The following is a 25,905-nucleotide window of genomic DNA, read 5'->3' as shown; positions in this document are numbered from 1 at the left end:
ATATACCATGCAACTTGTTACAATCTTAAATAAATATAACTCGCACGATGAGGCTTTAAATATATAAAAGGAGTGATTAACATGGCTAAGAAAGCACCTGATGTTGGAGATTACAAATATGGTTTCCACGAAGAAGATGTTTCCATTTTCAGATCAGAACGAGGTTTAACAGAAAACATCGTTAAAGAAATTTCCAATATGAAAGAAGAGCCAGAATGGATGCTTGATTTCAGACTTAAAGCATTGAAATATTTCTACAAAATGCCAATGCCACAGTGGGGTGGAGATTTATCTGAATTAGACTTCGATGATATTACGTATTATGTAAAACCATCTGAACACGCTGAACGTTCATGGGATGAAGTTCCAGAAGAAATTAAACGTACATTTGATAAATTAGGTATTCCAGAAGCAGAGCAAAAATACCTTGCAGGTGTATCTGCGCAATATGAATCAGAAGTTGTTTACCATAACATGGAAAAAGAACTTGAAGAAAAAGGTATTATCTTTAAAGATACAGATAGTGCTTTAAGAGAAAATGAAGAATTATTCAAAGAATACTTTGCTTCAGTAGTACCTGCTGCTGACAACAAGTTTTCTGCATTAAACTCAGCTGTATGGTCTGGTGGTTCATTCATCTATGTTCCTAAGAACATTAAATTAGACACACCATTACAAGCATATTTCCGTATTAACTCAGAAAATATGGGTCAATTCGAACGTACACTAATTATTGCTGACGAGGGAGCTTCAGTAAACTACGTAGAAGGTTGTACTGCACCAGTTTACACAACAAGTTCATTACACTCAGCGGTAGTTGAAATTATTGTTCATAAAGATGCACACGTGCGTTATACTACAATTCAAAACTGGGCTAACAACGTTTATAACTTAGTTACTAAACGTACATTAGTTTATGAGAATGGTAATATGGAATGGGTAGACGGTAACTTAGGTTCTAAATTAACAATGAAATACCCTAACTGTGTGCTTATGGGTGAAGGCGCTAAAGGTAGTACTTTATCAATTGCTTTTGCAGGTAAAGGCCAAGTACAAGATGCCGGTGCGAAAATGATTCACAAAGCACCAAATACGTCTTCAACAATTGTTTCAAAATCTATTTCTAAAGATGGCGGTAAAGTTGTTTATCGTGGTATCGTTCACTTCGGACGTAAAGCGAAAGGTGCACGTTCAAATATTGAATGTGATACGTTGATTTTAGATAATGAATCAACTTCAGATACAATTCCTTACAATGAAGTATTTAACGACAACATCTCATTAGAACATGAAGCGAAAGTATCTAAAGTTTCTGAAGAACAATTATTCTATCTAATGAGTCGTGGTATTTCAGAAGAAGAAGCGACAGAAATGATCGTAATGGGCTTCATTGAACCATTCACAAAAGAGCTACCAATGGAATACGCAGTAGAAATGAACCGTCTAATCAAATTCGAAATGGAAGGTTCAATCGGTTAATAAATCGATTATAATGTCTATTGATAATATAAAGAGGTGTCCTAAGGACGCCTCTTTTTTTATCGTAATAACAATTGAACAATGCACGAATCTATTAGCAGGAGAATAAATAAATTTCGCTTTATAGCACGTTATGTTTAACAATAAGTATAGCTATCGTGTTAAACTATATAGTGTACAAATACATTCTTATGAATAAAAATGAGTGTTAGAATTAATTTATTTCATCAACAAAGTTGTTTTTAGTAAACCTCATAGGGAATAAGAATTAAAACAGCAAATAAAACGTAACGAAGGGGATATGCTTTTTGGTTATATCGATAATCATTTTATTGTTAGCCTCGTTTTTCTTTTCTAGTAGTGAAACGGCATTGACTGCTATAAACAAAATTAAATTAAGTGAAGAAGCACAACAAGGAAATAAAAAAGCACAAAAATTACTAGATTTTTTACATAAACCAAGTGATTTTATTACGACAATTTTAGTGTGCAACACAATAGCGAATCTATTGATTTTGGCGCTAATGACTATTGTCGCTATCAACCATAACTTAAATATTGTTGGAACAATTATACTGTCGATTATCGTAGTCATTCTTATAGGCGAAGTCTTTCCGAAATCTATTGCGGCATCAATTCCGAATGCTGTCGGTCGATTTAATTATGGTCCACTAAAATTAATAACTATGATTTTCAAACCAATCACGATGATTCTAAATGGCTTAACGGATAGTATACATCACGCATTAACAAAAAATCAGGAAAGCGAACAAAAGTATTCTAAAGAAGAAATACGACAACTTGTAACCATTGCTGGTAGCGAAGGTGCATTTAATGAGATGGAAAGCAAACGTATCCAAGGAGTAATGGATTTTGATAAATTAAAAATCAATGATGTTAATACTACGCCAAGAATCAATGTAACGGCATTTTCAGACGACGCGAGCTATGAAGAAGTATATGAAACTGTAAAATCAAATCCATATACAAGATACCCAGTTTATGAAGGTGACATTGATAATATAGTTGGTGTCTTTCATTCTAAATATTTATTAGCGTGGAATCATGAACAAGACAAATCGATCATCGATTATACTTCCGTGCCATTATTTGTTAATGAGCATAATAAAGCTGAGTGGGTATTAAGAAAAATGACCGTAACACGTAAACATTTAGCGATTGTTCTAGATGAATATGGTGGGACGGATGGTATCGTTTCTCACGAGGATTTAATTGAGGAAATGCTTGGAATGGAAATTGAAGATGAAATGGACGAAGAAGAGGAAGAAAAATTAACTTCAAACATAAAGAAAAATTAATTTGTCATTAATCGAGAGGTGTTAGAGATGCAATTATCAACACAACTTACGAAACGCTTAAATATAGATTATCCAATAATTCAAGCAGGTATGGCTGGAAGTACTACACCAGAATTAGTCGCTGCGGTATGTAATGCAGGTGGTTTAGGCATGATAGGTGCTGGTTACTTTGATGGTGAAAAACTGGAAAGTGAAATTGATGTCGTGAAAGACTTAACGACTAAACCATTTGCAGTGAATTTATTCGTTCCAAGTAATAATGAAATAGACAATGGACTCGTAGAACATATGCAAGCTTGGCTTAAACCTTATCGCAAGGCATTTAATTTAGAAGAACCCGTTGTGAATATCACTGAGCAACAACAATTCGAACAAGCCATAGACATTATAATCAATAAGCAAGTTCCTATTGTCGCTTTTACTTTTGGAATTCCAGATCAAGAAATCATTACCAAATTGAAAGCACACCATATTACTTTATTAGGGACTGCTACATCAGTTGACGAAGCCAAAGCTAACGAAGCTGCAGGCATTGATATTGTTGTTGCGCAAGGCAGTGAAGCGGGTGGTCATCGTGGTTCATTTATAGACACGAGTAATAATGGCGCACTCGTAGGTACGATGTCATTAGTACCACAAATTGTCGATAACGTCTCTATACCGGTAGTTGCTGCTGGTGGCATTATGGATGGCAGAGGGTTAATTGCGAGTATGGCATTAGGTGCGCAAGCGGTACAGATGGGTACAGCGTTTTTAACTACGTTGGAAAGTGGCGCCAATAATGTTTTACGTGACGCTATTTTGCATAGTAAGGAAACAGATACGGTAGTTACTCCTGTATTTAGTGGCAAGCCGGCTCGTGGCATTGATAATGAGTTTATTCATGAAATGAATAATTATGACGATACCATTCCAAGTTATCCTATACAAAATCAACTAACAAATGCGATTCGTAAGGCTGCTGCGCAAAAAGGCGATGCCGATATGACGCATTTATGGAGTGGTCAAAGTCCAAGACTCGCTCAAGCAGTTAGTGTCGATGACTTAATGCAACACATTCTTAATCAATCGAAAAAAGTATTACAATAATAATTAGATAAGCATCATTACATTGAAAGATAGTTTTTAGCTAAAAATGATTCTTTAGTGTAGTGGTGCTTTATATATATGAAAACGATTTGTTAAGCTTAAACAAGTGAATGAATTATTATATGTATGGTATTATGTAGTCGGTGATATGAATGATAAATATTGGACTCACAGGTTGGGGCGATCATGATACTTTATATGAAGATCTACAACGAAAATCAGATAAGTTAAAAACATATGCTAGTCATTTTCCAATCGTAGAACTTGATGCATCTTATTATGCAATTCAACCAGAAAGAAATATTTTAAAATGGATTAAAGAAACACCCGAAAAATTTAAATTCATAGTAAAAATACATCAAGCACTAACTTTACATGCAGACTATAAAGAGTACGCAGAGTCTAGGCAAGAATTAATAGACCAATTTAAACTAATGTTAGAACCATTAAAGCAAGTAAACAAACTAGCGATGGTATTAGTTCAGTTTCCACCATGGTTTGATTGTACTGCTCAGAATATTACATACATAAGGTACATTAGAGAACAATTAAAGGCTTTTCCTATGTGCGTTGAATTTCGACATCAATCTTGGTTTTCTGATGATTTTAAAGAACAAACATTATCATTTTTAACAGAGCAAAATATTATCCATTCTGTATGTGATGAACCTCAAGTAGGACAAGGTTCTATTCCATTAGTGAACAGAATTACTAATAGCGTTGCATTTGTGAGATACCATGGACGTAATACACATGGTTGGACCAAACAAGATATGACAGATGAAAAGTGGCGTGACGTACGTTATTTATATGATTATACCAAAGAAGAATTAACTAATTTAGCGAATAAAGTAAAAGTGTTGGATCAAAAAGCTAGCGAAGTTTACGTCGTGTTTAACAACAATTCTGGAGGGCATGCTGCGAAAAACGCTAAAACATATCAGACAATATTAGGTATAGATTATGATGGTTTGGCGCCGCAACAATTACGTTTATTTTAGTAAAGTATTATAGAGTATTTTCTGAAGTTTAAATTTGTAACTTTGTAAGTTATCAGGAGAGGATATAGATGCAATTAACTATTTATCATACTAATGATATACATAGTCATCTACACGAATATTCAAGAATTTCAGCGTATTTAGCTGAAGTAAGACCACAATTAACACACCCCTCTCTATACTTAGATATTGGAGACCACGTAGATTTATCAGCACCGGTGACAGAGGCAACGATGGGGATTAGAAACGTAGATTTATTAAATGACGCACATTGTGATATAGCAACTATAGGTAACAATGAAGGCATGACGATATCACATGAAGCACTGAATAATTTATATAATGACGCAAATTTTGCAGTGACATGTGCCAACGTTTTTGATAAAGAGGGGAATTTGCCACACAATATTTCGTCATCTTATATAAAAACTATCGATGGCGTTCGTATATTATTTGTAGCTGCTACTGCACCTTTTACACCGTTTTATAGAGCATTAGATTGGGTTGTAACAAATCCGTTAGAAGCCATTAAAGATGAAATTCATGCAAATGAAGGTCAATATGATGTATTGATTATTATGAGCCATGTCGGCGTCTTTTTTGATGAAAAATTATGCCAAGAAATTCCCGAGATAGATGTGATTTTAGGAAGTCATACGCATCATTATTTTGAAAATGGCGAAGTCAATAATGGTGTATTAATGGCAGCCGCAGGAAAATATGGTAACTATTTAGGGGAAGTAACTTTAGAAATAAACAACAACAAAGTAACGTCCAAAGAAGCTACGATTCATCCTCTCGAGACATTACCTGAAACAGAAACACATTTTGCCGAAGAAGGGCAAGCATTAATGGATGAGCCTGTTACAAATAGACTTGTATCTCTACCACGAGAAACAAACTTCATTAGTGAAACAGCATATTTGTTGGCAGAAAGTTTACAATATTTTACAGGTGCGGATTGTACAATCATTAATGCCGGCCTGATAGTAAATGCAATAGACGATAAAATCGTTACTGAATATGACATTCACCAAATGTTACCACATCCAATTAATGCAGTTAGAATTAAACTTTCAGGTAAAGTGTTAAAAGAAGTTGTAATTAAAAGTCAAAAACAAGAATATATTAATGCTCAAGCACAAGGTTTAGGTTTTAGGGGAAATATTTTTGGCGGATATATCCTATATAATGTTGGTTTTATTGAATCTGAAAATCGTTATTTTATCGGTGGTGAAGAAATTATTGATGACCATACTTATACGTTAGGAACAGTTGATATGTATACTTTTGGAAGGTATTTTCCAATGTTAAAAGATCAACAAATAGAGTACTTGATGCCGGACTTTTTAAGAGATATATTTAAGAAGAAATTGTTACAATATTAATTTATGCCTCAATTACGTTTTAATTTGGTGTAAAGTTAGTTATAATAGTTAGAGATATTTATACAGGAGGGTAAGCGTTGTTATGGCTACTAAAAATGAAGAAATATTACGTAAACCAGATTGGTTAAAAATAAAGCTTAACACGAATGAAAATTACACTGGCCTCAAGAAAATGATGCGTGAAAAGAACTTACACACAGTTTGTGAAGAAGCAAAGTGTCCAAATATACATGAGTGTTGGGGTGAACGTCGTACTGCAACATTTATGATTTTAGGTGCGGTTTGTACCCGTGCTTGTAGATTCTGTGCTGTTAAAACAGGATTACCAAACGAATTAGATTTAGGTGAACCAGAAAGAGTTGCTGAATCAGTAGAATTAATGAACTTAAAACACGTCGTTATCACAGCAGTAGCAAGAGATGATTTAAGAGATGCCGGTTCAAACGTATATGCTGAAACAGTACGTAAAGTACGTGCTCGTAACCCTTATACAACTATTGAAATATTACCTTCAGATATGGGTGGAGATTACGAAGCTTTAGAAACATTAATGGCTTCTAAACCAGATATTTTAAACCATAATATAGAAACAGTACGTCGCTTAACACCAAGAGTTCGTGCACGTGCTACTTATGATAGAACTTTAGAATTTTTAAGACGCTCAAAAGAATTACAACCAGAAATACCTACAAAATCTAGCTTTATGGTAGGTTTAGGCGAAACTTACGAAGAAATTTATGAAACAATGGATGATTTACGTGCCAATGACGTAGATATTTTAACAATTGGACAATATTTACAACCATCACGTAAACACTTGAAAGTTGAAAAATACTATACACCATTAGAATTTGGTAAATTACGTAAAATTGCTATGGATAAAGGCTTTAAACACTGTCAGGCTGGCCCACTTGTAAGAAGTTCATATCACGCAGATGAACAAGTAAACGAAGCGGCTAAAGAAAAACAACGTCTTGGTGAAGCCCAACTAAACGCAGAACAATAATTTAATATGATTTAAATCTAGACTTAGTTTACACGTATGGTTTTTTGACATATGGTGGACTAAGTCTTTATAGTAACAATTAAAATAATTAGTTACCGTCTAACCTGTGAAGATATGTGTCAGCGATAGTAAGCTAATGTTGTAACATATTTGATCCAATATAAAATCAAGGTGAAATCTAATGATAAAAATAAACAATCAGTTGTTTGAACTAATAGAAGAATATAGAGAATGTTTTGATGAAGAAAAATTTGTTGGGCGCTATTCTGATATTTTAGACAAATACGACTATGTAGTAGGTGATTACGGCTACGATCAGCTTCGTTTAAAAGGTTTCTACAAAGATTCCAATAAAAAAGCTGAGTTAAGCAAACGTTTTTCAACAATTCAAGAATACTTACTAGAGTATTGTAACTTCGGGTGTCCATATTTTATCGTGCAAAATGTGACAGCTGAAGTAGCAAAAAATAATACGAATGAAGAACTATCTGTAGAAGAAACACCGGAAGATAAATTAAAAGACGTTAAAATCCAACCTACAATTCAAAATACTGAAGAATAACTAATAAGTTCGCAAATATTATTAAGTTTATACTTTAAAAGGCAATTTCTATCAATATTAAATAGAAATTGCCTTTTTTTAGCAGTTAAATACATTGCTTAATTAATTTTACTGAATTTTTTCTGATAAAAAGGCATGTAATTCATTACCTTCTGCTTCATTAACACCTAGTATGTATGCAATATATCCTTCTTCTTCTAGGTCATCTGTTCCTATAATGCCAAATTTATTCGTTTGCATATTTAAAACTATGGTTTTACCAAAATGACGATCGGTTTGCACTAGCATTAAATCATACCGACTTTCCTCGCCCACAAATCCAACAAATTGCACCTGTGCAGTCTCATCATCATCATATAAATACATGTCTATCATAAAACGACCTTCTTTCTATATTTTACTAAGCGTAAAATGATTAATTTTATATTTGCAAATCTTTAGTTCTAAGTATAACCACTAATGAATTTAACTTCAAAATTGTGATATTATTAAAGTATTGAGAGGTGACGGTTATGTACTTTGTAAATAAAGAACAGTTAAATACTAAAATAAATTATATCCAGCAATTAACCGAGGATTATGAGAATAATAAGGGCAATACATATGCATTTGAACGTATTGCTCAAATGCTAATTGAATCATCTGTAGATATTGGCAACATGATTATTGATGGATTTATTTTAAGAGATCCAGGAAACTATAAAGATGTTATTGATATTTTAGCTTTGGAAAAAGTTATTTCAGCTGAAACACAAGAACAAATTAATCAAACAATTGATGTAAGAAAACAATTTGTTCATTTTTATGATCAACTTGAAGATAATAATTTAATGCCATTGTTTGATCAAGCCATTCCTTATTATCAACAGTTTATCGCAGAAGTAATAAACTTTTTAAAAAGTGAAAACGTACCAGTGACAGCATTTGGAGATAAAGGAGAATAACTTAAATGAAGCAGTATAGCGCGTATTTATTAGATTTGGATGGCACGATGTATAAAGGTGATGACATTATAGACGGTGCGGCCGAATTTATAGATTACTTAAGTAACCACGATATTCCTTATTTATTCGTAACTAATAATTCATCAAAAGAACCTGTAGAAGTTGCTAATAGACTTAATAGATTAGGCATTAAAGCTACAGCTGATGATATTATTACTTCAGCATTAGCTACGGCTGACTACATAGCGAACGAACAACAAGATGCAAAAGTTTATATGGTTGGTGGCAATGGTTTAAAAACTGCACTAAGCAATAAAGGTTTACAGCTTAAAGATGATGAATTTGTGGATTATGTAGTCATAGGGCTTGATGAAGCTATCACTTATGAAAAATTAGGCATTGCGACATTAGGGGTACGCAATGGAGCCAAATTTATATCAACAAATAAAGATGTTTCTATACCGAAAGAAAGAGGCTTTATGCCTGGAAACGGTGCTTTAACAAGTGTAGTATCAGTTTCAACAGGACAAGAACCAGTATTTATTGGCAAACCAGAACCAGTAATCATGAATATGGCTTTGTCTGTGCTAAATCTTCCTAAAGATGAAGTGGCAATGGTAGGCGATTTATATGATACTGATATTTTATCAGGTATTAACGTAAATGTTGATACGATTCATGTACAAACAGGGGTAACATCATTAGAAGAAATTCAACAAAAAGAACAACCACCAACGTACTCATTTAAGGATTTAAACGAAGTTATAGCCGAATTAGAAGGGTAGGTCGATTGGGATGGGTAAAATTATTGTTACAAGAAAAGTACCAGATAAATTTATTGAGCAATTAGAAGCGATTGATACAGTTGAACTTTGGGATGATGCATATACGCCAATGCCAAGGGATAAATTTTTAAAAGCTTTGTCAGAAGCTACGGCATGTTTTATAACTTTATCAGAGCAAATTGATGAAGAAGCTTTAAACGCTGCACCAAATTTGAAGATTATAGCAAATATGGCGGTGGGCTTTGATAACATAGATGTACAACTAGCTCACGACCATAATATTGTTGTGACGAATACGCCGGATGTCTTAACTGAGACGACAGCAGAATTAGGTGTCTCATTAACGTTAAGTGTGGCACGTCGAATAGTTGAAGCAGAACGTTACGTACAAGAGGGTAAATGGCAAAGTTGGAGCCCATACTTATTAGCAGGCAAAGATTTATATAGAGCCAAAGTTGGTATTTTTGGTATGGGTGATATCGGTAAAGCAGTAGCGCGTAGGCTAAAAGGTTTTGAAGCTAATATAATGTATCACAATCGTTCTAGACATAGTGATGCTGAAGAAGAATTAGGTGCGCTATACGTATCGTTTGATACTTTACTTAAAAACAGTGACTTTATTATATGTACAGCACCTCTTACTGAAGAAACAAAAGATAAATTTGATAAACAAGCATTTGAAAAAATGAAAAAAGAAGCCATATTTATTAATATTGGTAGAGGTGCAGTCGTTGACGAAGAGGCACTTATTCATGCACTAAATGAAGGTCAAATATGGGCGTGTGGACTTGATGTATTAAGGGAAGAGCCCATTAATATGGCCAACCCGTTATTAAAAATGAAAAATGCTGTCATTGTACCGCATATCGGTAGTGCATCTATTGTAACTAGAGATCGTATGATTCAGTTATGTGTAGATAATATTAAATTAGTATTAGCCGGACATGAGCCTTTAACGCCAGTTAGGGGATAATCAATAAAATATTAAGTAAAGCAGCTCAACCTACAAAGTTGAGCTGCTTTTTTTGTTTTATGACATTACTTTACAAAGTTTACAACAATGTTACAACCAGAGACCGAGTTTTTTTATGACAAAATTTTGTATAACTAGACTATACAAATAAAAATTTAAATTGAGAAATATTAATTAAGTATATGAATATGTAAAGCCCATGTAAAAACCTTTGAGATAATTATTTGAAACCGTTTTATAACTATGTTAAAAAGATATTTGAATAAAATATATTGTGTAACACTTATTTATCGATAGCGCGTTTTATATATGCCATAACAACAATGTAAAATATTTATACAATTGTAAAGTTATAAGAAAAAATGTATAATGAATTTGTAAAGAATGATGATGGACAACGATTGTAAATTTTGTCATTTAAGTTGTGAAAATGGATCGTTGATTTTATTATGAGGTGGACAATGTCAAAAATTAAACTTAAATTTATGCAATATAGTGCTGTGAAGACAGCAGGACTAACTGTATTGTATTTTATAATATTAATCGCTCTATATTTGATATATGGGTCAGGCGATACCCACAACAACTTTATTTATAATGAATTTTAATGAGGAGCAAAGAGATGGACATCATAACAACAGTTAAACAACACGCATCATTTCACCCTGATCAAGCAGCAATCAAATATAATGACGACATTTTAACTTATAAAGAACTAGAGCAATTCTCTAACACATTAGCAAAGCATATAGAAGATGCTAACAAACCGCTGTTATTATATGGACATATGTCGCCGTTCATGATTGTAGGTATGTTAGCAAGTATGAAAGTAGGTTGTGGCTACGTACCAGTGGACACGTCGTTGCCTGAAGATAGGGTAGCATCGATTATTAATAAAATAGAACCACAATTTATTTTTAATACGACTTCAGAAACACTCACATTAACAATTGGCGAAGAAATTTTCATAGAATCTTTACGTCAACTGACTACTGTTGAACATTATGAAGCGCAAATTGCAAGCGATGATATTGCTTACACGATCTTTACTAGTGGTTCAACTGGTGAACCTAAAGGCGTACAAATTAAATACAGTAGTTTAAATGAATTTGCTGACTGGGTAGTTGAGTTAAATCAAGCAGGTGAACACCAACAATGGTTAAATCAAGCGCCATTTTCTTTCGATTTATCTGTTATGGCTATTTATCCATGTTTATTATCTGTAGGCACACTTAACCTAGTTAGTAAAAATATGATTAACAAACCTAAATTGTTAAATGAGTTACTTGAAAATAATGATATTAACGTATGGGTTTCAACGCCGTCATTTTTAGAAATGTGTTTATTATTGCCACATTTTGATGAACAAAAATATGCACAACTGAAACAATTTTATTTCTGTGGAGAAATATTAGCGCATAAAACGGCAACAATATTGAATAATAAATTCCCACATGCAACAATTTATAATACTTATGGTCCAACTGAAGCAACTGTTGCGATTACTAGTATTCAGATCACTAAAGATATCATCGATAGATATAATCCACTTCCAGTAGGAGTTCCGAAAAATGGCACAGCTTTAGATGTAACAGAAGAAGGTGAATTAATCATTACGGGTAACTGTGTAAGTGCTGGTTATTATAAAGATGAAGATAGAAGTAAAAAAGTGTTTAAAGATAATGATCACAGTAGAAGTTACTATACAGGTGATAAAGCAGTTCAAAAAGATGGCCTATGGTTTATCCAAGGACGTATCGATTATCAAATTAAATTGAACGGCTATCGCATCGAATTAGAAGAAATTGAATTTCAATTAAGACATATTGATAAAATACGAGAAGCTATTGTAGTGCCGGTATATAACAAAGACAAAGTATCAAAAATTATTGGTGTTATTACGTTAACGCAAGATACACCTCAAAATATTGATATTAATGTGTTATCTCATGAAATTAAAGAACAATTGAAACAATATGTACCGGTATATATGATTCCAAGCAAATTCAAAGTCATTGATCAAATGCCAATGACAGTGAACGGTAAAGTAGATAGAAAGCAAATTGCTGAGGTTACAACAACATGATACCTTATGGCACTTTTACCTTTTTCTTAATAGCGCTCATCGTATTACTCCCAGTAATCATATTGGGACTTATGGGTAAGAGAAGTTACATATATAATGGTTTGTCTACTTTCTTTATGATTGTAATTATTTTCTCTTCACATAAACATAATTTATTTGGAATTAGCTATATTAGTACGCAACTTGTCAGTTTTATTCTTTATATTATATGGCAAGTATGTATCATAATGACTTATTGGAAATCGAAGGCGAGGAATAATTCATTCGCAAAATTTGCAGTAGTGATAACTTTATCTATTTTACCTTTAGTATTGGTTAAAGTTATTCAAAGTTCATGGTTAGGGCATTACCAAGTTATATTACACGAAAGTAAAGTCGTATCATTCATTGGCTTTTTAGGAATTTCCTACGTGACTTTTAAAAGTGTGCAATTACTTATGGAAATACGAGATGGTTCAATTAAGGAAGTTAAATTTTGGAAATTAATTCAATTTATTTCATTCTTCCCAACTATTTCATCTGGTCCAATTGATAGATATAAACGTTTTGTCAAAGATGATAAAAAAATCCCAACTGGTGGAGAATATAATGACTTACTAATTAAAGCGATTCATTATATTATGATGGGCTTTTTATATAAATATATTATTGCTTACTTAATTCAAAAATATGCCGTTGCGCCACTCACATTAGAATTAACTACCTTTACGGGCAAATGGCTTTATATGTATGCCTATAGTATGTATTTATTCTTTGATTTTGCAGGTTATAGTTTGTTTGCAATCGCCTTTAGTTATTTATACGGGGTGAAAACACCTGAAAACTTTAATCAGCCGTTTAAAGCAAAAAATATTAAAGATTTTTGGAATAGATGGCATATGACATTATCATTTTGGTTTAGAGACTGTATTTATATGCGTTCACTATTCTATATGTCTAAAAAAAGAATGTTTAAAAGCCAACTCTTAATGTCGAATATCGCATTTTTCATCAACTTCTTTATTATGGGGGTTTGGCATGGTTTAGAAGTACATTATATTGCTTATGGTTTATATCATGGCCTGATGTTTATAGGTTATGGATATTATGAGCGTTGGAAAAAACAACATCCGCCTAAATGGCAAAATAAATATACTCAAGCATTGAGTATCGTTGTAACGTTCCACTTTGTAACTTTTGGTTTTCTTATCTTTTCAGGTAAACTGTTTTAATTTTAGGAGGAATTTATATGGAATTTAGAGAACAAGTATTAGATTTATTAGCCGATGTATCAGAAAATAACATCGTGAAGGAACAACCAGATATCGAAATTTTTGAAGAGGGTATTATTGATTCGTTTAAAACTGTGGAACTCTTATTAGAGATTCAAAATAAATTAGATATTGAAGTTTCTATTATGGACTTCGACAGAGACGAATGGGCGACACCAAATAAAATTGTTGCAGTACTTGAACAACAAAAATGAAGTTAAAACCATACATTCCAATTTTGGTTAGCTTAGTATTGTTTGGCGTTTTCCTATTATTACCAGCAAGTTGGTTTGCAGGTTTAATCTCAAATAAAGCAGTAGCTGATCAAAGATTGTCACTGAATGAACAAGTGTTAAAAGGAACCCTCATTCAAAATAAATTATTCGAATCGAATCATTACTATCCTATTTATGGATCGAGTGAACTTGGTAAAGACGATCCATTTAATCCTGGAATTGTGATGCATAATCGTAAGAACGTTCCACAACAACCGTATTTAATCGGTACTGGTGGTTCGACTGACTTAATCAATGCCGTTGGATTAGCATCTCAATATAATAATTTAAAAGGTAAGAAATTAGCCTTTATTATCTCACCACAATGGTTTACCAATCATGGATTAACAAACGATAATTTTAATGCTAGGATTTCTCAAACACAAATAGATAAATTGTTTGAACAACCTAATTTAAGCCCTGAGCTTAAACAACGATATGCGAAAAGACTATTACATTTTAAAAATGTTGAAAACAAACCATTTTTAAGACAAGTAGCTAAAAATCCAGATAACGTAAAGCATTCATATGTTTCTTCGTTTAAAGAAAATCAATTACTAAAAATAGAAGCTATTAAATCCGCTTATCCTTTGGCATCATCACCACTCGAAAACGTTAAACCACTTAATGATAATTACGAATCGTGGAAGGCCATGAGACAAGATGCAGAAGCATATGGCGGTGAACATACTAAATCTAATAAATTTGGTATTAGAGATAAATATTGGGATTTAATTAAAGCACATAAGAGAAAGATTAATCGAAATTACGAATTTAATAAAAACTCTCCAGAATTTACGGATTTAGCATTATTAGTAGATACAATGCGTGCAGCTGGTGCAGATGTACAATACATAAGTATTCCAGCTAATGGTAAATGGTATGATCATATTGGTATCGATTCTGAGCGTCGACAAGGCGTTTATAAAAAAATCAATCACACTGTAACATCACGTGAAGGTAAATTGTATGACATGACAGACAAAGATTATGAACCATTCGTTATTAGTGATGCTGTTCATATTGGATGGAAAGGTTGGGTTTATATTAACCAATGTATCAACCATCATATGCATGAAAAACCATAACAACTTAAAAAAGAGCGCTCATTAAGCTGAGCGCTCTTAGTATATTTAATGTCGGTTAGAATACTTGTTCTACTTCTATAACACCTGGTACTTCTTCGTGTAAAGCACGTTCAATACCAGCTTTCAAAGTAATAGTAGAACTTGGACAAGTACCACATGCACCGTGTAATTGTAATTTCACAATCCCATCTTCTACATCTACTAGTGAACAATCTCCTCCATCACGTAGTAGGAATGGACGTAATCTCTCTATGACTTCAGCTACTTGATCAAACATAGTTGCGTTTTCAGTTGGCATACATATGCCTCCTTTCAAGTAAAAAAATTTCAACTTGTACTCATTTATTTATTATAATAGAAAATGAAAGAAAAATCTATGATTGAAACTAAAGGGGGATTTAACTTGAACAAGGTGAGTGTCGTCGTGTATGGAGCGGAAAATGTATGTGCAAGTTGTGTCAATGCGCCGACTTCAAAGAATACGTATGAATGGTTACAACCATTATTAGCTAGGAAATACCCAAACATTCAGTTTGAATACACATATATCGATATAGAAAAAGATGATGATAATTTATCAGACCATGATCAACATTTTATCGAACAAATTCAAGAAGACGAATTGTTTTATCCGCTTATAACAATGAATGATGAATATGTGGCTGACGGTTATATCCAATTAAGAGATTTAACTCGATTTGTAAATAAAATTGAAGCACAATAAAAGACTGCTCTTAAATGAGCAGTCTCTTTTTTAACCATTATGATATTTATACATCCAAAGTACACCAGATTTTAATATGGAAGCTAAACGTCCAGTTACCGTTCTATCCATAATGTAAGCAAATCCTTTTTTATCTCCCAATGAACCTAGGAAGCCTTGTACTTTAATTTCAGGCATTTTTTCAGGTAATTTTTTGTTTTGCCATTGTAATTTCATAACATCAGCAATTTGGTCACCTTGATATTCTGCCAATTGAGCACTTGGAGCGTGAGGTAGTTCGGCACAATCTCCAACTACGTAAACGTTAGGATAAGTTGGCACTTGGTGATATTGGTTTAAAATAACTCGGCCACTTTTACTAATATCGATAGGTAAATTTCTAACGATTTCGACCGGTTGAATACCAGCTGTCCAAACGATTAAATCTAAATCTTCTGGTACATCACAGTTATAGATACGGCCTGGTTCAACTTTGTTAATATCTGAATTTGGCACGACATGAACATTATTTTTCTTAAACCATTTCTCGATATAATTACTTAATTTTTCTGGGAACCGAGATAAGATACGTTCGCCACGATCATAGAGATAAATATCTAAATCTTCACGACTTTCACGTAATTCACTCGCTAATTCGATACCACTTAGCCCTGCACCTACAATACCAACTTTAGCACCGTTTGGTAGCTCACTAATATGATGGAACGTTTCACGAGATTTAGATAATGTTTGGATACTATGTGTATATTCCTCTGCACCGGGAACGTTATGATATTTATCTTCACAACCTAAGCCGATAACTAGTTCGTCATAATCAACTTTTGTTTGACCGGCCGTAACGATTTGGTCCTCTAAATTAATATCATTGATTTCCCCGTAAACGATGTTCACTCGTTCAGAATTTGGGAAATTCATACGCACTTCTTTATCTGATTTTGTACCCGCGGCCAATTCATAAAATTCAGGTTTCAAACTATGATATGGCATACGGTCGATTAGTGTAAGTGAATAATTGTCAGGTAACGCATTTGGTAAGATATGAGACATAATACGCATGTTGCCGTAGCCGCCACCTAATAGAACTAAATTCTTCATTTTGATACCCCTCTAATAATAAATGTGTTTACAGATTTCAACAAAAGACATAGTACTAAATTTCAGCCCGTTTGAATAAAATACATTAAAGTCTATAAGTTTCAATCTATTTGCTAAGGTGAAAAATAAATAGGTATAAATGACCATCTCATTTTTCAAAATAAATAACTCGTCTATATTATATGCTTTTTTTAATTGTTCTACAAATAACTTAGACACATTTTAGACAGAAATTAAATTATTATAGTAATCAAAATTGTTAACAAAACGATGATTATTGACTTAAAAAAGTTGATAAATATCAATTTAACCAACGGAAATTATTAATATTTACCCCTAAATATGTTAGCTTGAAAATTTAATGATATGAAGCAAAGCAAGAACATAGTCATTAGTAGTGAAAATTGTTATAATGTTATAACTGATTATTAATAAGAAGGTGTATTATGAATCCGATAGTAGAATTCTGCATTTCGAACATGGCGAAAGGTGGAGATTATGTATATAACCAACTTGATAATGATCCTGGTGTAGATGTTCTAGAATATGGGTGTTTGCAAAATTGCGGATTATGTTCAAGTACCTTGTATGCATTGGTAAATGGTGATATCGTTGAAGGTGAATCACCAGACGATTTATTACAAAAAATATATGCTCATATAGAAGAAACATGGATTTTCTAGGAGGGAAACATTATGGCAGTTATAAATTTGACTGAAGCAGCAGCTTATGAAGTTAAAGACATGCTTAAACAAAATGATATGTCAGACGGTTATTTAAAAATTAAAGTTAACGGTGGCGGTTGCACTGGTCTAACTTATGGTATGTCTGCAGAAGAATCAAAAGGCGATAATGATGAAGTATATGAATTTTACGGTTTGAAAGTTTTAGTAGATAAAAATGACAAACCAGTCTTAGATGGTACAACAGTTGATTTCAAACAATCGCTAATGGGTGGCGGGTTCCAAATAGATAACCCTAATGCCATTGCATCATGTGGTTGCGGTAGTTCATTTAGAACGGCTAAAGTAGCAGGTTCACCAGAAGACTGTTAATTTAATAAGTTGGAACACTTTTACGCAATGATAGTCACGTGTTAAATCTTATAAGGTTTTAGCTTTAAAGATGAAATTGGCTATTGAAGTAAGGTTGTTCCAACTTTTTTATAATTAATTTGTGAAAAAATAAACAATGTGCATGTAAGTGCTTGAAAATATACCTTAAAAAATATAAAATTATTAATGGATGAAAGATTGTCTTTAATGAGTTGAATTACTCTAATTAGTTCTTGCTAAAGACGGTTGCAATAAAAATTATGAAAGCTTAGGTGAATAAAATGGCACAAAATCGTAAAAAAGTTCTAGTTTTAGGTGCTGGTTATGCTGGCTTACAAACTGTTACTAAATTACAAAAACAAATTTCAGCTGATGAAGCAGAAATTACATTAATCAATAAAAATGATTATCACTATGAAGCTACTTGGTTACATGAAGCTTCAGCAGGTACGATTAGCTATGAAGATTTACTATATCCTGTAAAAAGTGTTATTAACGAAGATAAAGTAAACTTTGTAAAAGCAGAAGTAACTAAAATTGACCGTAATGCTAAAAAAGTTGAAACTGACGCTGGTATTTTTGATTTCGATATTTTAGTAGTAGGTTTAGGTTTCGAAAGTGAAACTTTCGGTATCAAAGGTATGAAAGACCACGCGTTCCAAATCGAGAACGTTTTAACTTCTCGCCGTTTAGCTCGTCATATCGAAGACAAATTTGCTAATTATGCTGCATCTAAAGACAAAGATGATCGTGATTTAGCTATATTAGTAGGTGGCGCTGGATTCACTGGAATTGAATTCTTAGGTGAGTTAACAGACCGTATTCCTGAATTATGTAACAAATATGGCGTTGAACAAAGTAAAGTTAAAATTACTTGTGTAGAAGCTGCACCAAAAATGTTACCAATGTTCTCAGATGACCTTGTGAACCATGCCGTTAACTACCTTGAAAATAAAGGTGTTGAATTCAAAATTGCAACTCCAATCGTAGCTTGTAACGAAAAAGGTTTCGTTGTTAAAGTTAATGATGAAGAACAACAATTAGAAGCAAATACAGCTGTATGGGCTGCTGGTGTACGTGGTAGTCAATTAATGGAAGAATCATTCGACGGCGTTAAACGTGGTAGAATTGTAAATGAACAAGACTTAACAATTGCTGGTTATGACGATATCTTCGTAATTGGTGACTGTTCAGCGTTTATTCCTGCTGGTGAAGAACGTCCATTACCAACAACTGCTCAAATCGCTATGCAACAAGGTGAACATGTTGCTAAAAATATCAAACATATTCTTGAAGGACAACCAACACAAGAATTTACTTACGTAGATAGAGGTACTGTATGTTCATTAGGTTCTAATGACGGTGTTGGTATCGTTTACGGTAGAGATATTGCTGGTAAAAAAGCTGCTTTCATGAAGAAAGTTATCGATACACGTGCTGTATTCAAATTAGGCGGTATCGGTCTTGCATTCAAAAAAGGTAAATTTTAATTGTTAAATTAATAATATGACAGTAGTATCTAGTTAGGATATGCTGTGTGTGAAAAGCCTATCTGAAAAAGATAGGCTTTTTATTTTAATTAAAGGGGAATGATATTAATGAACATTCAATTTAACACAAAGGATAAAGCATTTAATCAAACACTAATCGTTGGTGTAGCAGGACATTTAAATCAATTATCGCAACCTATTGTAGTAGACGGCGTAGACATTACCGAAGACTTATCACAGTTGAAACATGATCACATAGTTGGTAGTCAGGTAGGTAAAATATATCAAACGCAATTACAAATTAATGATAAAAAATACCGACTTGTAACAATTGGATTAGCTAATTTAAAACAATTGACGTCATCAGATATTGCAAAGGTATTTGGCAATCTGTTCCAATTTTTAAAAGCTGAAAATGTAACAACAGCATCATTATTATTTGATAGTTTTGAAGCGAAGGAATTGCCTGTAGAAAGAATAGCAGAATTGTTAGGACAACAAAGTATGCGTTCAATATATGAATTTGATAATTATAAAACGACGAAAAAAGCGCCTTATGAATTAGTAATTAATTTACATAGTGAGAACCAACACATCATAACTTCTGTGCAACAAGGGCAAACAATAGGAGAGGCGATAAATTTAGCAAGAGATTATAGTAACATGCCTCCTAATATTTTAACGCCAAGTTATTATGAAGAAGTATTAACTGAGCATTTTAAAGATACAGAGGTACAATTGGATGTTAAAAACGAAGAGCAATTACAAAATGAAGGTTTTGGACTAGTACATGCTGTAAGTAAAGGTTCGATTAATCCTGCGCGCGTATTTACGCTTACTTATAATGGAGCTTCAAGTGATGAAGCGCCTATCGCATTAGTAGGTAAAGGCATTACGTATGATTCTGGTGGTTATTCAATTAAATCAAAGTTAGGTATGCAGACTATGAAATATGATATGTGTGGTTCTGCAAATGTCATTGGCATGATTGAAGCGGCACGTTTACTTAAATTAAAAATTAATATCGTTGGCGTTATCGTAGCTTCAGAAAACATGATAAATGGTGAAGCAATGAAACCAGACGATGTTTTCACGGCGTTAAGTGGTGAAACAGTGGAAGTATTAAATACTGATGCAGAAGGTAGACTCGTATTAGGTGATGCAGTCTTTTATGCAAATCAATTTAAACCACAAGTTATATTAGATTTTGCTACCTTAACAGGTGCAGCCGTAGCAGCATTAGGTGAAGATAAAGCAGCAGTATTTAAGAATAATGATAAAGCCCCATTAGCTACGATTTTAGAACATGCTTATGAAGCGGATGAAATGGTCTTTGAGTTACCGATGACGGCAACAGAGCAACGTTTAATTCGTCAAACGGATGTCGCTGATTTAGTAAATCATACAAATGGTCATGGTAAAGCCCTATTTGCAGCCACATTTATTAGCCATTTCGCTGGTGATACACCACATTTGCATTTTGATATTGCTGGGCCAGCTACGACGCATAAAGCATCATTTAATGGTCCTAAAGGTCCAACGGGTTATATGATCCCTACAATCGTACAGTGGTTAAGAAGTTTATAATATAAAATCATAAGTTGAACTATATCTAGCTTATACACATATCGATAATACAAATTAAACTAATAATTAAATGATTATTGATAGAGTGTTAAGTAAAAAAGGTAGTAGTTCAACTTTTTTATTAATTATGATTTGTTTTATTTTTGTTGACAAAGGTAATACAGATTGATAATATAAATTTCATAACGCTTTAGCTCGATAATGTGGTAAAGGAGTTTTAAATTGTGTTTAATGCAGTCGTTATAGCTGTCGTAGTAATGATTATTCTATGCTTATGTAGATTAAATGTAGTTATTAGTTTATTCATTAGTGCGCTAGTAGGTGGCTTAATAGCCGGAATGAGTGTCACAGATATAGTGACAGTATTCGGTAAAAATATTGTAGATGGTGCAGAAGTTGCACTGAGTTATGCTTTATTAGGAGGTTTCGCCGCTTTAATTTCTTATAGTGGTATTACTGATTACCTCGTGTTAAAAATTATAAAAGCAATACGTGCCGAGAATTCAAAAATGTCACGTGTTAAAGTTAAAGTAATTATTATGATTGCATTATTAGTATTAAGTATTATGAGTCAAAACGTAATACCAGTACACATTGCATTTATTCCAATAGTTATACCACCATTAATTAGTTTATTTAATGAGCTTAATATTGATAGACGTCAAATTGGCTTGATAATAGGGTTTGGGCTATGTTTCCCATATGTCTTACTACCATTTGGTTTTGGTCAAATTTTCCACCAAATTATTTTAAAAGGGTTTACGAAAGCACATCATCCTATAGAAATGAGTATGATTTGGAAAGCCATGATAATACCTTCAATGGGGTATATTGTAGGTTTAATCGTAGGTTTAATTTATTATCGTAAGCCAAGAAAATATATTGAACATAAAGACGAAAGTGAAATTGCAGAAGTAACTTTAAAACCTTATGTAATTGTTATTACAATCATTTCTATTATTGCTACTTTTACAGTTCAAACACTAACAGATTCAATGATATTTGGTGCTTTAGCAGGTGTCTTAACATTCTTTGTTTCAGGAGCTTATAACTGGAAAGATTTGGATCAAAAATTTGTCGACGGTATTCAAATTATGGCTTACATTGGTGTGGTTATATTGACAGCTAATGGTTTTGCCGGGGTTATGAATAAGACAGGTGACATTAGCCAATTAGTACATAGCTTAAGTGATATTACAGGCGGTAACAAACTGCTTAGTATTATATTAATGTATATAATTGGTTTAATCGTGACATTAGGCATCGGTTCTTCATTTGCGACTATACCGATTATCGCAACGTTATTTATTCCGTTAGGCGAATCTTTAGGATTAAGCACAATGGCACTTATCGCATTAATCGGTACAGCGAGTGCACTTGGTGATTCAGGTTCACCTGCAAGTGACTCTACTTTAGGACCAACAGCCGGTTTAAATGTTGATGGGCAACATGACCATGTGCGTGATACTTGTGTACCTAACTTTATATTCTATAACGTACCTTTAATCATTTTCGGAACAATTGCCGCTATGGTATTATAATTAATAAGTTGATAAAAGGGGAGTTGCGATATGAGTACGATGTTAGATGCTTTAGAGATGAAGATTGAAAAACAAGAGCATGGATTAATGGTCGTTTCTATGCCAGTAACTGATAAAGTGAAACAACCATTTGGTTACTTACATGGAGGTGCAAGTTTAGCATTAGGTGAAACTGCATGTTCAATGGGAGCAGCTTATATTATAGATACCGATCATTATATACCTTTAGGCTTAGAAATGAATGCTAATCATATCGGTTCTACTGTAGAAGGTACAATCTATGCTACCGCAACGATTATTCATGAAGGTAAAACAACACAAGTTTGGAACATCGAAATAAAAGATGATACGGACAGATTAATTTGTATCATGAGAGGTACAGTGGCAATCAAAGAACGTAAAAACTAGTTGTATCGTTTCAAGTATAAAGTAGATAAAACTTAATTCAAAAATAAACACCAACTCATTTCACTGATTTATTCAGTTTGGAATGAGTTGTATTTTTTATTTAAGTATTTATATAAAACTTCTTAGAAATGATCTTCTTTTTTTACCCTAATATAGCAGACGGTATGTCACTTAAGATAATACATTCCATAGCAATTAAACTGTTATCTAAATAGGAAAATTATTATGTTAATGACAGTTATCTTTGGAGCTTTACCGGTACTAGTTTTAGCACTTATTGCTAAAATTGGATTTATTTTAAAAGATAGAAGTAAACGTTAGCATTACTGCTAACGTTTTTTTGTGTTGCGTCTGTTTAGAAAACTAAAATATTAGATATGAATTTTTAACTCGCGTATACACCACTATTATATGCCGTTGCTATGCGTTTCGCTGCTTCTCTACCGCCAGCAATATTACGTGCGAAAGGACCCAATTTTAAATCAGCTAATGCACCGCTAACATGCAACTTTGGTAACCAAGATAGGTCATCTGTTAATTGTGGTAAACCACATTTAGCCATTGATGCATGATAGTTTAAAATTAACTTTTTAATAAGTGGTAATTGATATATGCTGTTACTAAATCCTGTGGCTAATATGATATGATCATAAAATATTTCGATAGCGTTTGTAATGATGTGATGGTGCTTAACATCATTTATTTTATCTTGATGGATAATCAATCGACCTTGTTCTTGATAATGTTTTAATTTTAAATACAATTCTCTTGGCATAGATCCTTTATGTCGTTCTTTATTAAGTAATAATAAGCGTTGATGAGAATCAGTAATAGATTCAAAGTAAGTCATTTTTTTAGGGCCTAACCAACCTGGATCTGCATCAAAATCATGAATCGTGAGCGTTTTATTTAGCCATAAATGAACGATACGTTTATCTTGTTTTAGTAGTTTATTTACTATATGAGCGGCGGAAATACCGCTCCCAACAACATGAGAACATCTTTCGAAATTAATATTATCATCATCGAATATATGTTGAATGTCAGGCTGTTGATGAAATATTGATGGTATATTTTTATCGTGATAACTGCCAAATGCAATGACGACATGATCAGTTGTTATATTCATATTATTATCTAGTAATATTGACCATTGGTTACCAATACGTGAAATATCGATTGCAGAGGACGATATATGGCATTGATTTAAATTAAATTGATGTATTAGCATATGTATATGGTCCATAAACATATCAGTTTGAGGACGCTGATATTTTCCTAAAGTACAATTGGTATATTGGTTTATTTTGACAAATTGCTTTAAATGAAAAGGGTCTGGATGTACATGGTGTACGCATGGTGAACGTAAAAAGGGCATATTAATTTTACTTGTTCGTTCGGCAAATTGTTCACATAAATTATTATGTGGGTCAATAATTGTTAACTGATTTTGCGTTAGCCCTATAGATCTTAATTTGAGAGCAATTGTAACAGCATGAATGCCGCCACCGATAATAGTCCATTGTTGCATAAACACACTCCTTATTTAAATAGGAATTATTACGATTTATAATAACGGATTATATTAAGAAAAGCAATAAAAAACGTCCAAATTAACTTAGTAAGGGTACTAAGTAATTTGGACATTGAAATATTTATATTTTCTTATCTTTCAAATGTTCTGGAATATCATCTTGTTTGAGTCGTTTAGATGAGGGTGTTTCTAAATTATATGCAGCTTTAATTATTAAATGACTGGCTAATGGACCCGTAATTAAGATAAATAGGATACCTATTATTAGCTGCATATTTGCATAGCCTTCTTTACCGATAAAGAATAAAAATACGCCGACTAGTAGGAAGATGGAACCTAATGTTGCTGCCTTACCTGCTGCATGAGCTCGGGAATATACATCTTCTAAACGTAATATACCTAGAGCTGCAAGGGCACTAATTAATGCCCCTAAGATAACGAATATAAGGGAAATACTAATGATTATCGTCGTCATGTTCAATCACCTTACCTTTATCCATATATTTGGCGAATACCGCTGTGCCTAAAAAGGCGATAATACCTATTAATAAAATAGCTACTATCATATAAGTTGTACCTAGAAAAATACTAAATAATGCGATGATGGCCATTAATTGAATTCCCATAGCATCTAAAGCAACAACTCTATCGGCAAGAGAAGGGCCTTTAATTACACGAATTAGCATTGCTAACATCGATAACGACACAATGATAAGTGCGATAATTATAATGATTGAATAATTCATGTCGTTTCGCCTACCTCTCTTACCACTTTTTCAAGTGATGATTTTATGCCTTCTGTTTCTTCTTCTGTTGTACTGAAATCAATACAGTGAACGAAAATTTTTGTGCGATCATCACTAATACCTAGGACAATAGTACCTGGCGTTAAAGTGATTAACGTAGATAAGAGTACGATTTGCCAATCTGTTTTTAAATCAGTGTTATAAGTGAAAAATGCAGGCTCATTAGTAATTTTGCGCTTAGTCACAATTTTGATAACATCAAGATTTGCTTTGATAAGTTCTATAAAGAATACGACGATTAATTTAACGATTTTATATAGCGTTACAATGTATAGTCTACTAGGGAATATGCTGCGTAAAAGTATTACGAGAATAAGCCCGAAGATATAACCTAAAATAAAATTATTTAACGTATAACTGCCTGTTAAGAAGAACCATAGAATGGCTAATATTAAGTTTACTAATATTTGAATGGCCATA

General features: G+C 33.0%; 29 protein-coding genes. 22 read left to right on the top strand and 7 right to left on the bottom strand.

Going from position 1 to position 25,905, the window contains the following annotated elements; translation table 11 throughout:
• Nucleotides 1-81: 81 nt before the first annotated feature.
• The 7 genes from sufB (at nt 82) to C7J89_RS11325 (ending at nt 7,844) form a co-directional block, all read left to right on the top strand.
• Entirely contained in the window at nt 82-1,479 is a 1,398-nt protein-coding gene (gene sufB, locus C7J89_RS11355; protein WP_048792649.1) for a Fe-S cluster assembly protein SufB, read from the top strand.
• 308 nt (nt 1,480-1,787) lie between these two features.
• Nucleotides 1,788-2,798: a hemolysin family protein gene (locus C7J89_RS13450; protein WP_061855163.1), complete on the top strand. Its 1,011-nt coding sequence runs from the start codon at nt 1,788-1,790 to the stop codon at nt 2,796-2,798.
• Between the two features lie 27 nt (nt 2,799-2,825).
• The gene (locus tag C7J89_RS13445; RefSeq protein WP_103294891.1) at nt 2,826-3,887 is read left to right on the top strand and encodes an NAD(P)H-dependent flavin oxidoreductase; all 1,062 of its coding nucleotides are present in this window, start codon (nt 2,826-2,828) and stop codon (nt 3,885-3,887) included.
• A 152-nt stretch (nt 3,888-4,039) separates the two neighbouring features.
• Nucleotides 4,040-4,888 carry a DUF72 domain-containing protein gene (locus C7J89_RS11340; protein WP_061855161.1) on the top strand — a complete coding sequence of 283 codons (849 nt, stop codon included), beginning with the start codon at nt 4,040-4,042 and terminating at the stop codon, nt 4,886-4,888.
• A 68-nt stretch (nt 4,889-4,956) separates the two neighbouring features.
• Nucleotides 4,957-6,276, top strand: a complete 1,320-nt coding sequence (locus C7J89_RS11335) for a bifunctional metallophosphatase/5'-nucleotidase (RefSeq protein ID WP_103294892.1) — start codon at nt 4,957-4,959, stop codon at nt 6,274-6,276.
• An 82-nt stretch (nt 6,277-6,358) separates the two neighbouring features.
• On the top strand, nt 6,359-7,282 hold the full coding sequence (gene lipA / locus C7J89_RS11330; RefSeq protein ID WP_048792654.1) for a lipoyl synthase: 924 nt from the start codon (nt 6,359-6,361) through the stop codon (nt 7,280-7,282).
• Nucleotides 7,283-7,463: 181 nt separating this feature from the next.
• Nucleotides 7,464-7,844, top strand: coding sequence for a YutD family protein (locus tag C7J89_RS11325; RefSeq protein ID WP_103294893.1), 381 nt, complete (start codon nt 7,464-7,466; stop codon nt 7,842-7,844).
• A gap of 108 nt (nt 7,845-7,952) precedes the next feature.
• Here the strand turns inward: C7J89_RS11325 and C7J89_RS11320 are convergent, their stop codons facing one another.
• The gene (locus C7J89_RS11320; protein WP_061855158.1) at nt 7,953-8,219 is read right to left on the bottom strand and encodes a DUF3055 domain-containing protein; all 267 of its coding nucleotides are present in this window, start codon (nt 8,217-8,219) and stop codon (nt 7,953-7,955) included.
• A gap of 137 nt (nt 8,220-8,356) precedes the next feature.
• Between C7J89_RS11320 and C7J89_RS11315 the strand changes: the two genes are divergently transcribed.
• The 8 genes from C7J89_RS11315 to dltD all read left to right on the top strand — a co-directional run bounded on the left by C7J89_RS11315 (nt 8,357) and on the right by dltD (nt 15,245).
• On the top strand, nt 8,357-8,788 hold the full coding sequence (locus C7J89_RS11315) for a DUF86 domain-containing protein (protein ID WP_061855157.1): 432 nt from the start codon (nt 8,357-8,359) through the stop codon (nt 8,786-8,788).
• Nucleotides 8,789-8,793: 5 nt separating this feature from the next.
• A complete protein-coding gene (locus tag C7J89_RS11310) occupies nt 8,794-9,573 on the top strand; it encodes a TIGR01457 family HAD-type hydrolase (RefSeq protein WP_103294894.1) in 780 nt (259 codons plus the stop codon).
• 10 nt (nt 9,574-9,583) lie between these two features.
• Nucleotides 9,584-10,546, top strand: coding sequence for a 2-hydroxyacid dehydrogenase (locus tag C7J89_RS11305; RefSeq protein WP_103294895.1), 963 nt, complete (start codon nt 9,584-9,586; stop codon nt 10,544-10,546).
• 461 nt (nt 10,547-11,007) lie between these two features.
• Complete coding sequence (locus tag C7J89_RS11300) at nt 11,008-11,154, top strand: teichoic acid D-Ala incorporation-associated protein DltX (RefSeq protein WP_061855154.1); 147 nt, start codon at nt 11,008-11,010, stop codon at nt 11,152-11,154.
• Between the two features lie 14 nt (nt 11,155-11,168).
• Nucleotides 11,169-12,632: a D-alanine--poly(phosphoribitol) ligase subunit DltA gene (gene dltA / locus C7J89_RS11295; RefSeq protein ID WP_103294896.1), complete on the top strand. Its 1,464-nt coding sequence runs from the start codon at nt 11,169-11,171 to the stop codon at nt 12,630-12,632.
• Nucleotides 12,629-13,843 (top strand): D-alanyl-lipoteichoic acid biosynthesis protein DltB, encoded by a 1,215-nt coding sequence (gene dltB, locus C7J89_RS11290; protein WP_061855152.1) that lies wholly within the window; start codon nt 12,629-12,631, stop codon nt 13,841-13,843. The genes dltA and dltB overlap by 4 nt, the downstream gene beginning before the upstream one ends.
• A 17-nt stretch (nt 13,844-13,860) precedes the next feature.
• Nucleotides 13,861-14,097: a D-alanine--poly(phosphoribitol) ligase subunit 2 gene (gene dltC / locus C7J89_RS11285; protein ID WP_103294897.1), complete on the top strand. Its 237-nt coding sequence runs from the start codon at nt 13,861-13,863 to the stop codon at nt 14,095-14,097.
• Entirely contained in the window at nt 14,094-15,245 is a 1,152-nt protein-coding gene (dltD, locus tag C7J89_RS11280) for a D-alanyl-lipoteichoic acid biosynthesis protein DltD (protein WP_103294898.1), read from the top strand. The genes dltC and dltD overlap by 4 nt, the downstream gene beginning before the upstream one ends.
• 55 nt (nt 15,246-15,300) lie before the next feature.
• Here dltD and C7J89_RS11275 read toward each other — a convergent pair whose 3' ends face one another.
• Complete coding sequence (locus C7J89_RS11275) at nt 15,301-15,543, bottom strand: NifU family protein (protein WP_042739763.1); 243 nt, start codon at nt 15,541-15,543, stop codon at nt 15,301-15,303.
• Nucleotides 15,544-15,648: 105 nt separating this feature from the next.
• Here C7J89_RS11275 and C7J89_RS11270 point away from each other — a divergent pair, with 105 nt between their 5' ends.
• Nucleotides 15,649-15,969, top strand: a complete 321-nt coding sequence (locus tag C7J89_RS11270; protein WP_103294899.1) for a YuzD family protein — start codon at nt 15,649-15,651, stop codon at nt 15,967-15,969.
• Between the two features lie 30 nt (nt 15,970-15,999).
• Here C7J89_RS11270 and C7J89_RS11265 read toward each other — a convergent pair whose 3' ends face one another.
• Nucleotides 16,000-17,064: an NAD(P)/FAD-dependent oxidoreductase gene (locus tag C7J89_RS11265; protein ID WP_061855148.1), complete on the bottom strand. Its 1,065-nt coding sequence runs from the start codon at nt 17,062-17,064 to the stop codon at nt 16,000-16,002.
• Between the two features lie 446 nt (nt 17,065-17,510).
• Here C7J89_RS11265 and C7J89_RS11260 point away from each other — a divergent pair, with 446 nt between their 5' ends.
• The 6 genes from C7J89_RS11260 to C7J89_RS11235 all read left to right on the top strand — a co-directional run bounded on the left by C7J89_RS11260 (nt 17,511) and on the right by C7J89_RS11235 (nt 23,145).
• Nucleotides 17,511-17,747, top strand: coding sequence for a YuzB family protein (locus C7J89_RS11260; RefSeq protein ID WP_048792666.1), 237 nt, complete (start codon nt 17,511-17,513; stop codon nt 17,745-17,747).
• Nucleotides 17,748-17,759: 12 nt separating this feature from the next.
• The gene (locus tag C7J89_RS11255; RefSeq protein ID WP_061855147.1) at nt 17,760-18,119 is read left to right on the top strand and encodes a HesB/IscA family protein; all 360 of its coding nucleotides are present in this window, start codon (nt 17,760-17,762) and stop codon (nt 18,117-18,119) included.
• Nucleotides 18,120-18,400: 281 nt separating this feature from the next.
• Nucleotides 18,401-19,609, top strand: a complete 1,209-nt coding sequence (locus C7J89_RS11250) for an NAD(P)/FAD-dependent oxidoreductase (protein WP_061855146.1) — start codon at nt 18,401-18,403, stop codon at nt 19,607-19,609.
• Nucleotides 19,610-19,717: 108 nt separating this feature from the next.
• Nucleotides 19,718-21,196 (top strand): M17 family metallopeptidase, encoded by a 1,479-nt coding sequence (locus C7J89_RS11245; protein WP_103294900.1) that lies wholly within the window; start codon nt 19,718-19,720, stop codon nt 21,194-21,196.
• 224 nt (nt 21,197-21,420) lie between these two features.
• Complete coding sequence (locus tag C7J89_RS11240; protein WP_061855144.1) at nt 21,421-22,737, top strand: Na+/H+ antiporter family protein; 1,317 nt, start codon at nt 21,421-21,423, stop codon at nt 22,735-22,737.
• Nucleotides 22,738-22,767: 30 nt separating this feature from the next.
• Nucleotides 22,768-23,145 carry a hotdog fold thioesterase gene (locus C7J89_RS11235; protein ID WP_103294901.1) on the top strand — a complete coding sequence of 126 codons (378 nt, stop codon included), beginning with the start codon at nt 22,768-22,770 and terminating at the stop codon, nt 23,143-23,145.
• A 385-nt stretch (nt 23,146-23,530) separates the two neighbouring features.
• Here the strand turns inward: C7J89_RS11235 and C7J89_RS11230 are convergent, their stop codons facing one another.
• From C7J89_RS11230 to C7J89_RS11215, 4 genes are all read right to left on the bottom strand, one after another.
• Nucleotides 23,531-24,676, bottom strand: a complete 1,146-nt coding sequence (locus C7J89_RS11230; RefSeq protein WP_103294902.1) for an FAD/NAD(P)-binding protein — start codon at nt 24,674-24,676, stop codon at nt 23,531-23,533.
• A gap of 124 nt (nt 24,677-24,800) precedes the next feature.
• Nucleotides 24,801-25,154, bottom strand: coding sequence for a Na+/H+ antiporter subunit G1 (locus C7J89_RS11225; protein WP_103294903.1), 354 nt, complete (start codon nt 25,152-25,154; stop codon nt 24,801-24,803).
• Entirely contained in the window at nt 25,135-25,425 is a 291-nt protein-coding gene (locus C7J89_RS11220; RefSeq protein WP_103294904.1) for a Na(+)/H(+) antiporter subunit F1, read from the bottom strand. The genes C7J89_RS11225 and C7J89_RS11220 overlap by 20 nt, the downstream gene beginning before the upstream one ends.
• A complete protein-coding gene (locus tag C7J89_RS11215; protein WP_061855140.1) occupies nt 25,422-25,904 on the bottom strand; it encodes a Na+/H+ antiporter subunit E in 483 nt (160 codons plus the stop codon). The genes C7J89_RS11220 and C7J89_RS11215 overlap by 4 nt, the downstream gene beginning before the upstream one ends.
• Nucleotide 25,905 lies beyond the last annotated feature (1 nt).

Source organism: Staphylococcus kloosii (assembly GCF_003019255.1).
Classification (GTDB): domain Bacteria; phylum Bacillota; class Bacilli; order Staphylococcales; family Staphylococcaceae; genus Staphylococcus; species Staphylococcus kloosii.
The sequence above is the reverse complement of the archived record's forward strand: the minus strand, read 5'-3'. Positions and strand labels throughout refer to the sequence as shown.

What these genes read in the sequence shown, in the direction of transcription:
- sufB (WP_048792649.1), top strand. Translation starts at nt 82, where the DNA reads ATGGCTAAGAAAGCACCTGATGTTGGAGATTACAAATATGGTTTCCAC.
- C7J89_RS13445 (WP_103294891.1), top strand. Translation starts at nt 2,826, where the DNA reads ATGCAATTATCAACACAACTTACGAAACGCTTAAATATAGATTATCCA.
- C7J89_RS11340 (WP_061855161.1), top strand. Translation starts at nt 4,040, where the DNA reads ATGATAAATATTGGACTCACAGGTTGGGGCGATCATGATACTTTATAT.
- C7J89_RS11335 (WP_103294892.1), top strand. Translation starts at nt 4,957, where the DNA reads ATGCAATTAACTATTTATCATACTAATGATATACATAGTCATCTACAC.
- lipA (WP_048792654.1), top strand. Translation starts at nt 6,359, where the DNA reads ATGGCTACTAAAAATGAAGAAATATTACGTAAACCAGATTGGTTAAAA.
- C7J89_RS11325 (WP_103294893.1), top strand. Translation starts at nt 7,464, where the DNA reads ATGATAAAAATAAACAATCAGTTGTTTGAACTAATAGAAGAATATAGA.
- C7J89_RS11320 (WP_061855158.1), bottom strand. Translation starts at nt 8,219, where the DNA reads ATGATAGACATGTATTTATATGATGATGATGAGACTGCACAGGTGCAA.
- C7J89_RS11315 (WP_061855157.1), top strand. Translation starts at nt 8,357, where the DNA reads ATGTACTTTGTAAATAAAGAACAGTTAAATACTAAAATAAATTATATC.
- C7J89_RS11310 (WP_103294894.1), top strand. Translation starts at nt 8,794, where the DNA reads ATGAAGCAGTATAGCGCGTATTTATTAGATTTGGATGGCACGATGTAT.
- C7J89_RS11305 (WP_103294895.1), top strand. Translation starts at nt 9,584, where the DNA reads ATGGGTAAAATTATTGTTACAAGAAAAGTACCAGATAAATTTATTGAG.
- C7J89_RS11300 (WP_061855154.1), top strand. Translation starts at nt 11,008, where the DNA reads ATGTCAAAAATTAAACTTAAATTTATGCAATATAGTGCTGTGAAGACA.
- dltA (WP_103294896.1), top strand. Translation starts at nt 11,169, where the DNA reads ATGGACATCATAACAACAGTTAAACAACACGCATCATTTCACCCTGAT.
- dltB (WP_061855152.1), top strand. Translation starts at nt 12,629, where the DNA reads ATGATACCTTATGGCACTTTTACCTTTTTCTTAATAGCGCTCATCGTA.
- dltC (WP_103294897.1), top strand. Translation starts at nt 13,861, where the DNA reads ATGGAATTTAGAGAACAAGTATTAGATTTATTAGCCGATGTATCAGAA.
- dltD (WP_103294898.1), top strand. Translation starts at nt 14,094, where the DNA reads ATGAAGTTAAAACCATACATTCCAATTTTGGTTAGCTTAGTATTGTTT.
- C7J89_RS11275 (WP_042739763.1), bottom strand. Translation starts at nt 15,543, where the DNA reads ATGCCAACTGAAAACGCAACTATGTTTGATCAAGTAGCTGAAGTCATA.
- C7J89_RS11265 (WP_061855148.1), bottom strand. Translation starts at nt 17,064, where the DNA reads ATGAAGAATTTAGTTCTATTAGGTGGCGGCTACGGCAACATGCGTATT.
- C7J89_RS11260 (WP_048792666.1), top strand. Translation starts at nt 17,511, where the DNA reads ATGAATCCGATAGTAGAATTCTGCATTTCGAACATGGCGAAAGGTGGA.
- C7J89_RS11255 (WP_061855147.1), top strand. Translation starts at nt 17,760, where the DNA reads ATGGCAGTTATAAATTTGACTGAAGCAGCAGCTTATGAAGTTAAAGAC.
- C7J89_RS11250 (WP_061855146.1), top strand. Translation starts at nt 18,401, where the DNA reads ATGGCACAAAATCGTAAAAAAGTTCTAGTTTTAGGTGCTGGTTATGCT.
- C7J89_RS11245 (WP_103294900.1), top strand. Translation starts at nt 19,718, where the DNA reads ATGAACATTCAATTTAACACAAAGGATAAAGCATTTAATCAAACACTA.
- C7J89_RS11235 (WP_103294901.1), top strand. Translation starts at nt 22,768, where the DNA reads ATGAGTACGATGTTAGATGCTTTAGAGATGAAGATTGAAAAACAAGAG.
- C7J89_RS11230 (WP_103294902.1), bottom strand. Translation starts at nt 24,676, where the DNA reads ATGCAACAATGGACTATTATCGGTGGCGGCATTCATGCTGTTACAATT.
- C7J89_RS11225 (WP_103294903.1), bottom strand. Translation starts at nt 25,154, where the DNA reads ATGACGACGATAATCATTAGTATTTCCCTTATATTCGTTATCTTAGGG.
- C7J89_RS11220 (WP_103294904.1), bottom strand. Translation starts at nt 25,425, where the DNA reads ATGAATTATTCAATCATTATAATTATCGCACTTATCATTGTGTCGTTA.
- C7J89_RS11215 (WP_061855140.1), bottom strand. Translation starts at nt 25,904, where the DNA reads ATGGCCATTCAAATATTAGTAAACTTAATATTAGCCATTCTATGGTTC.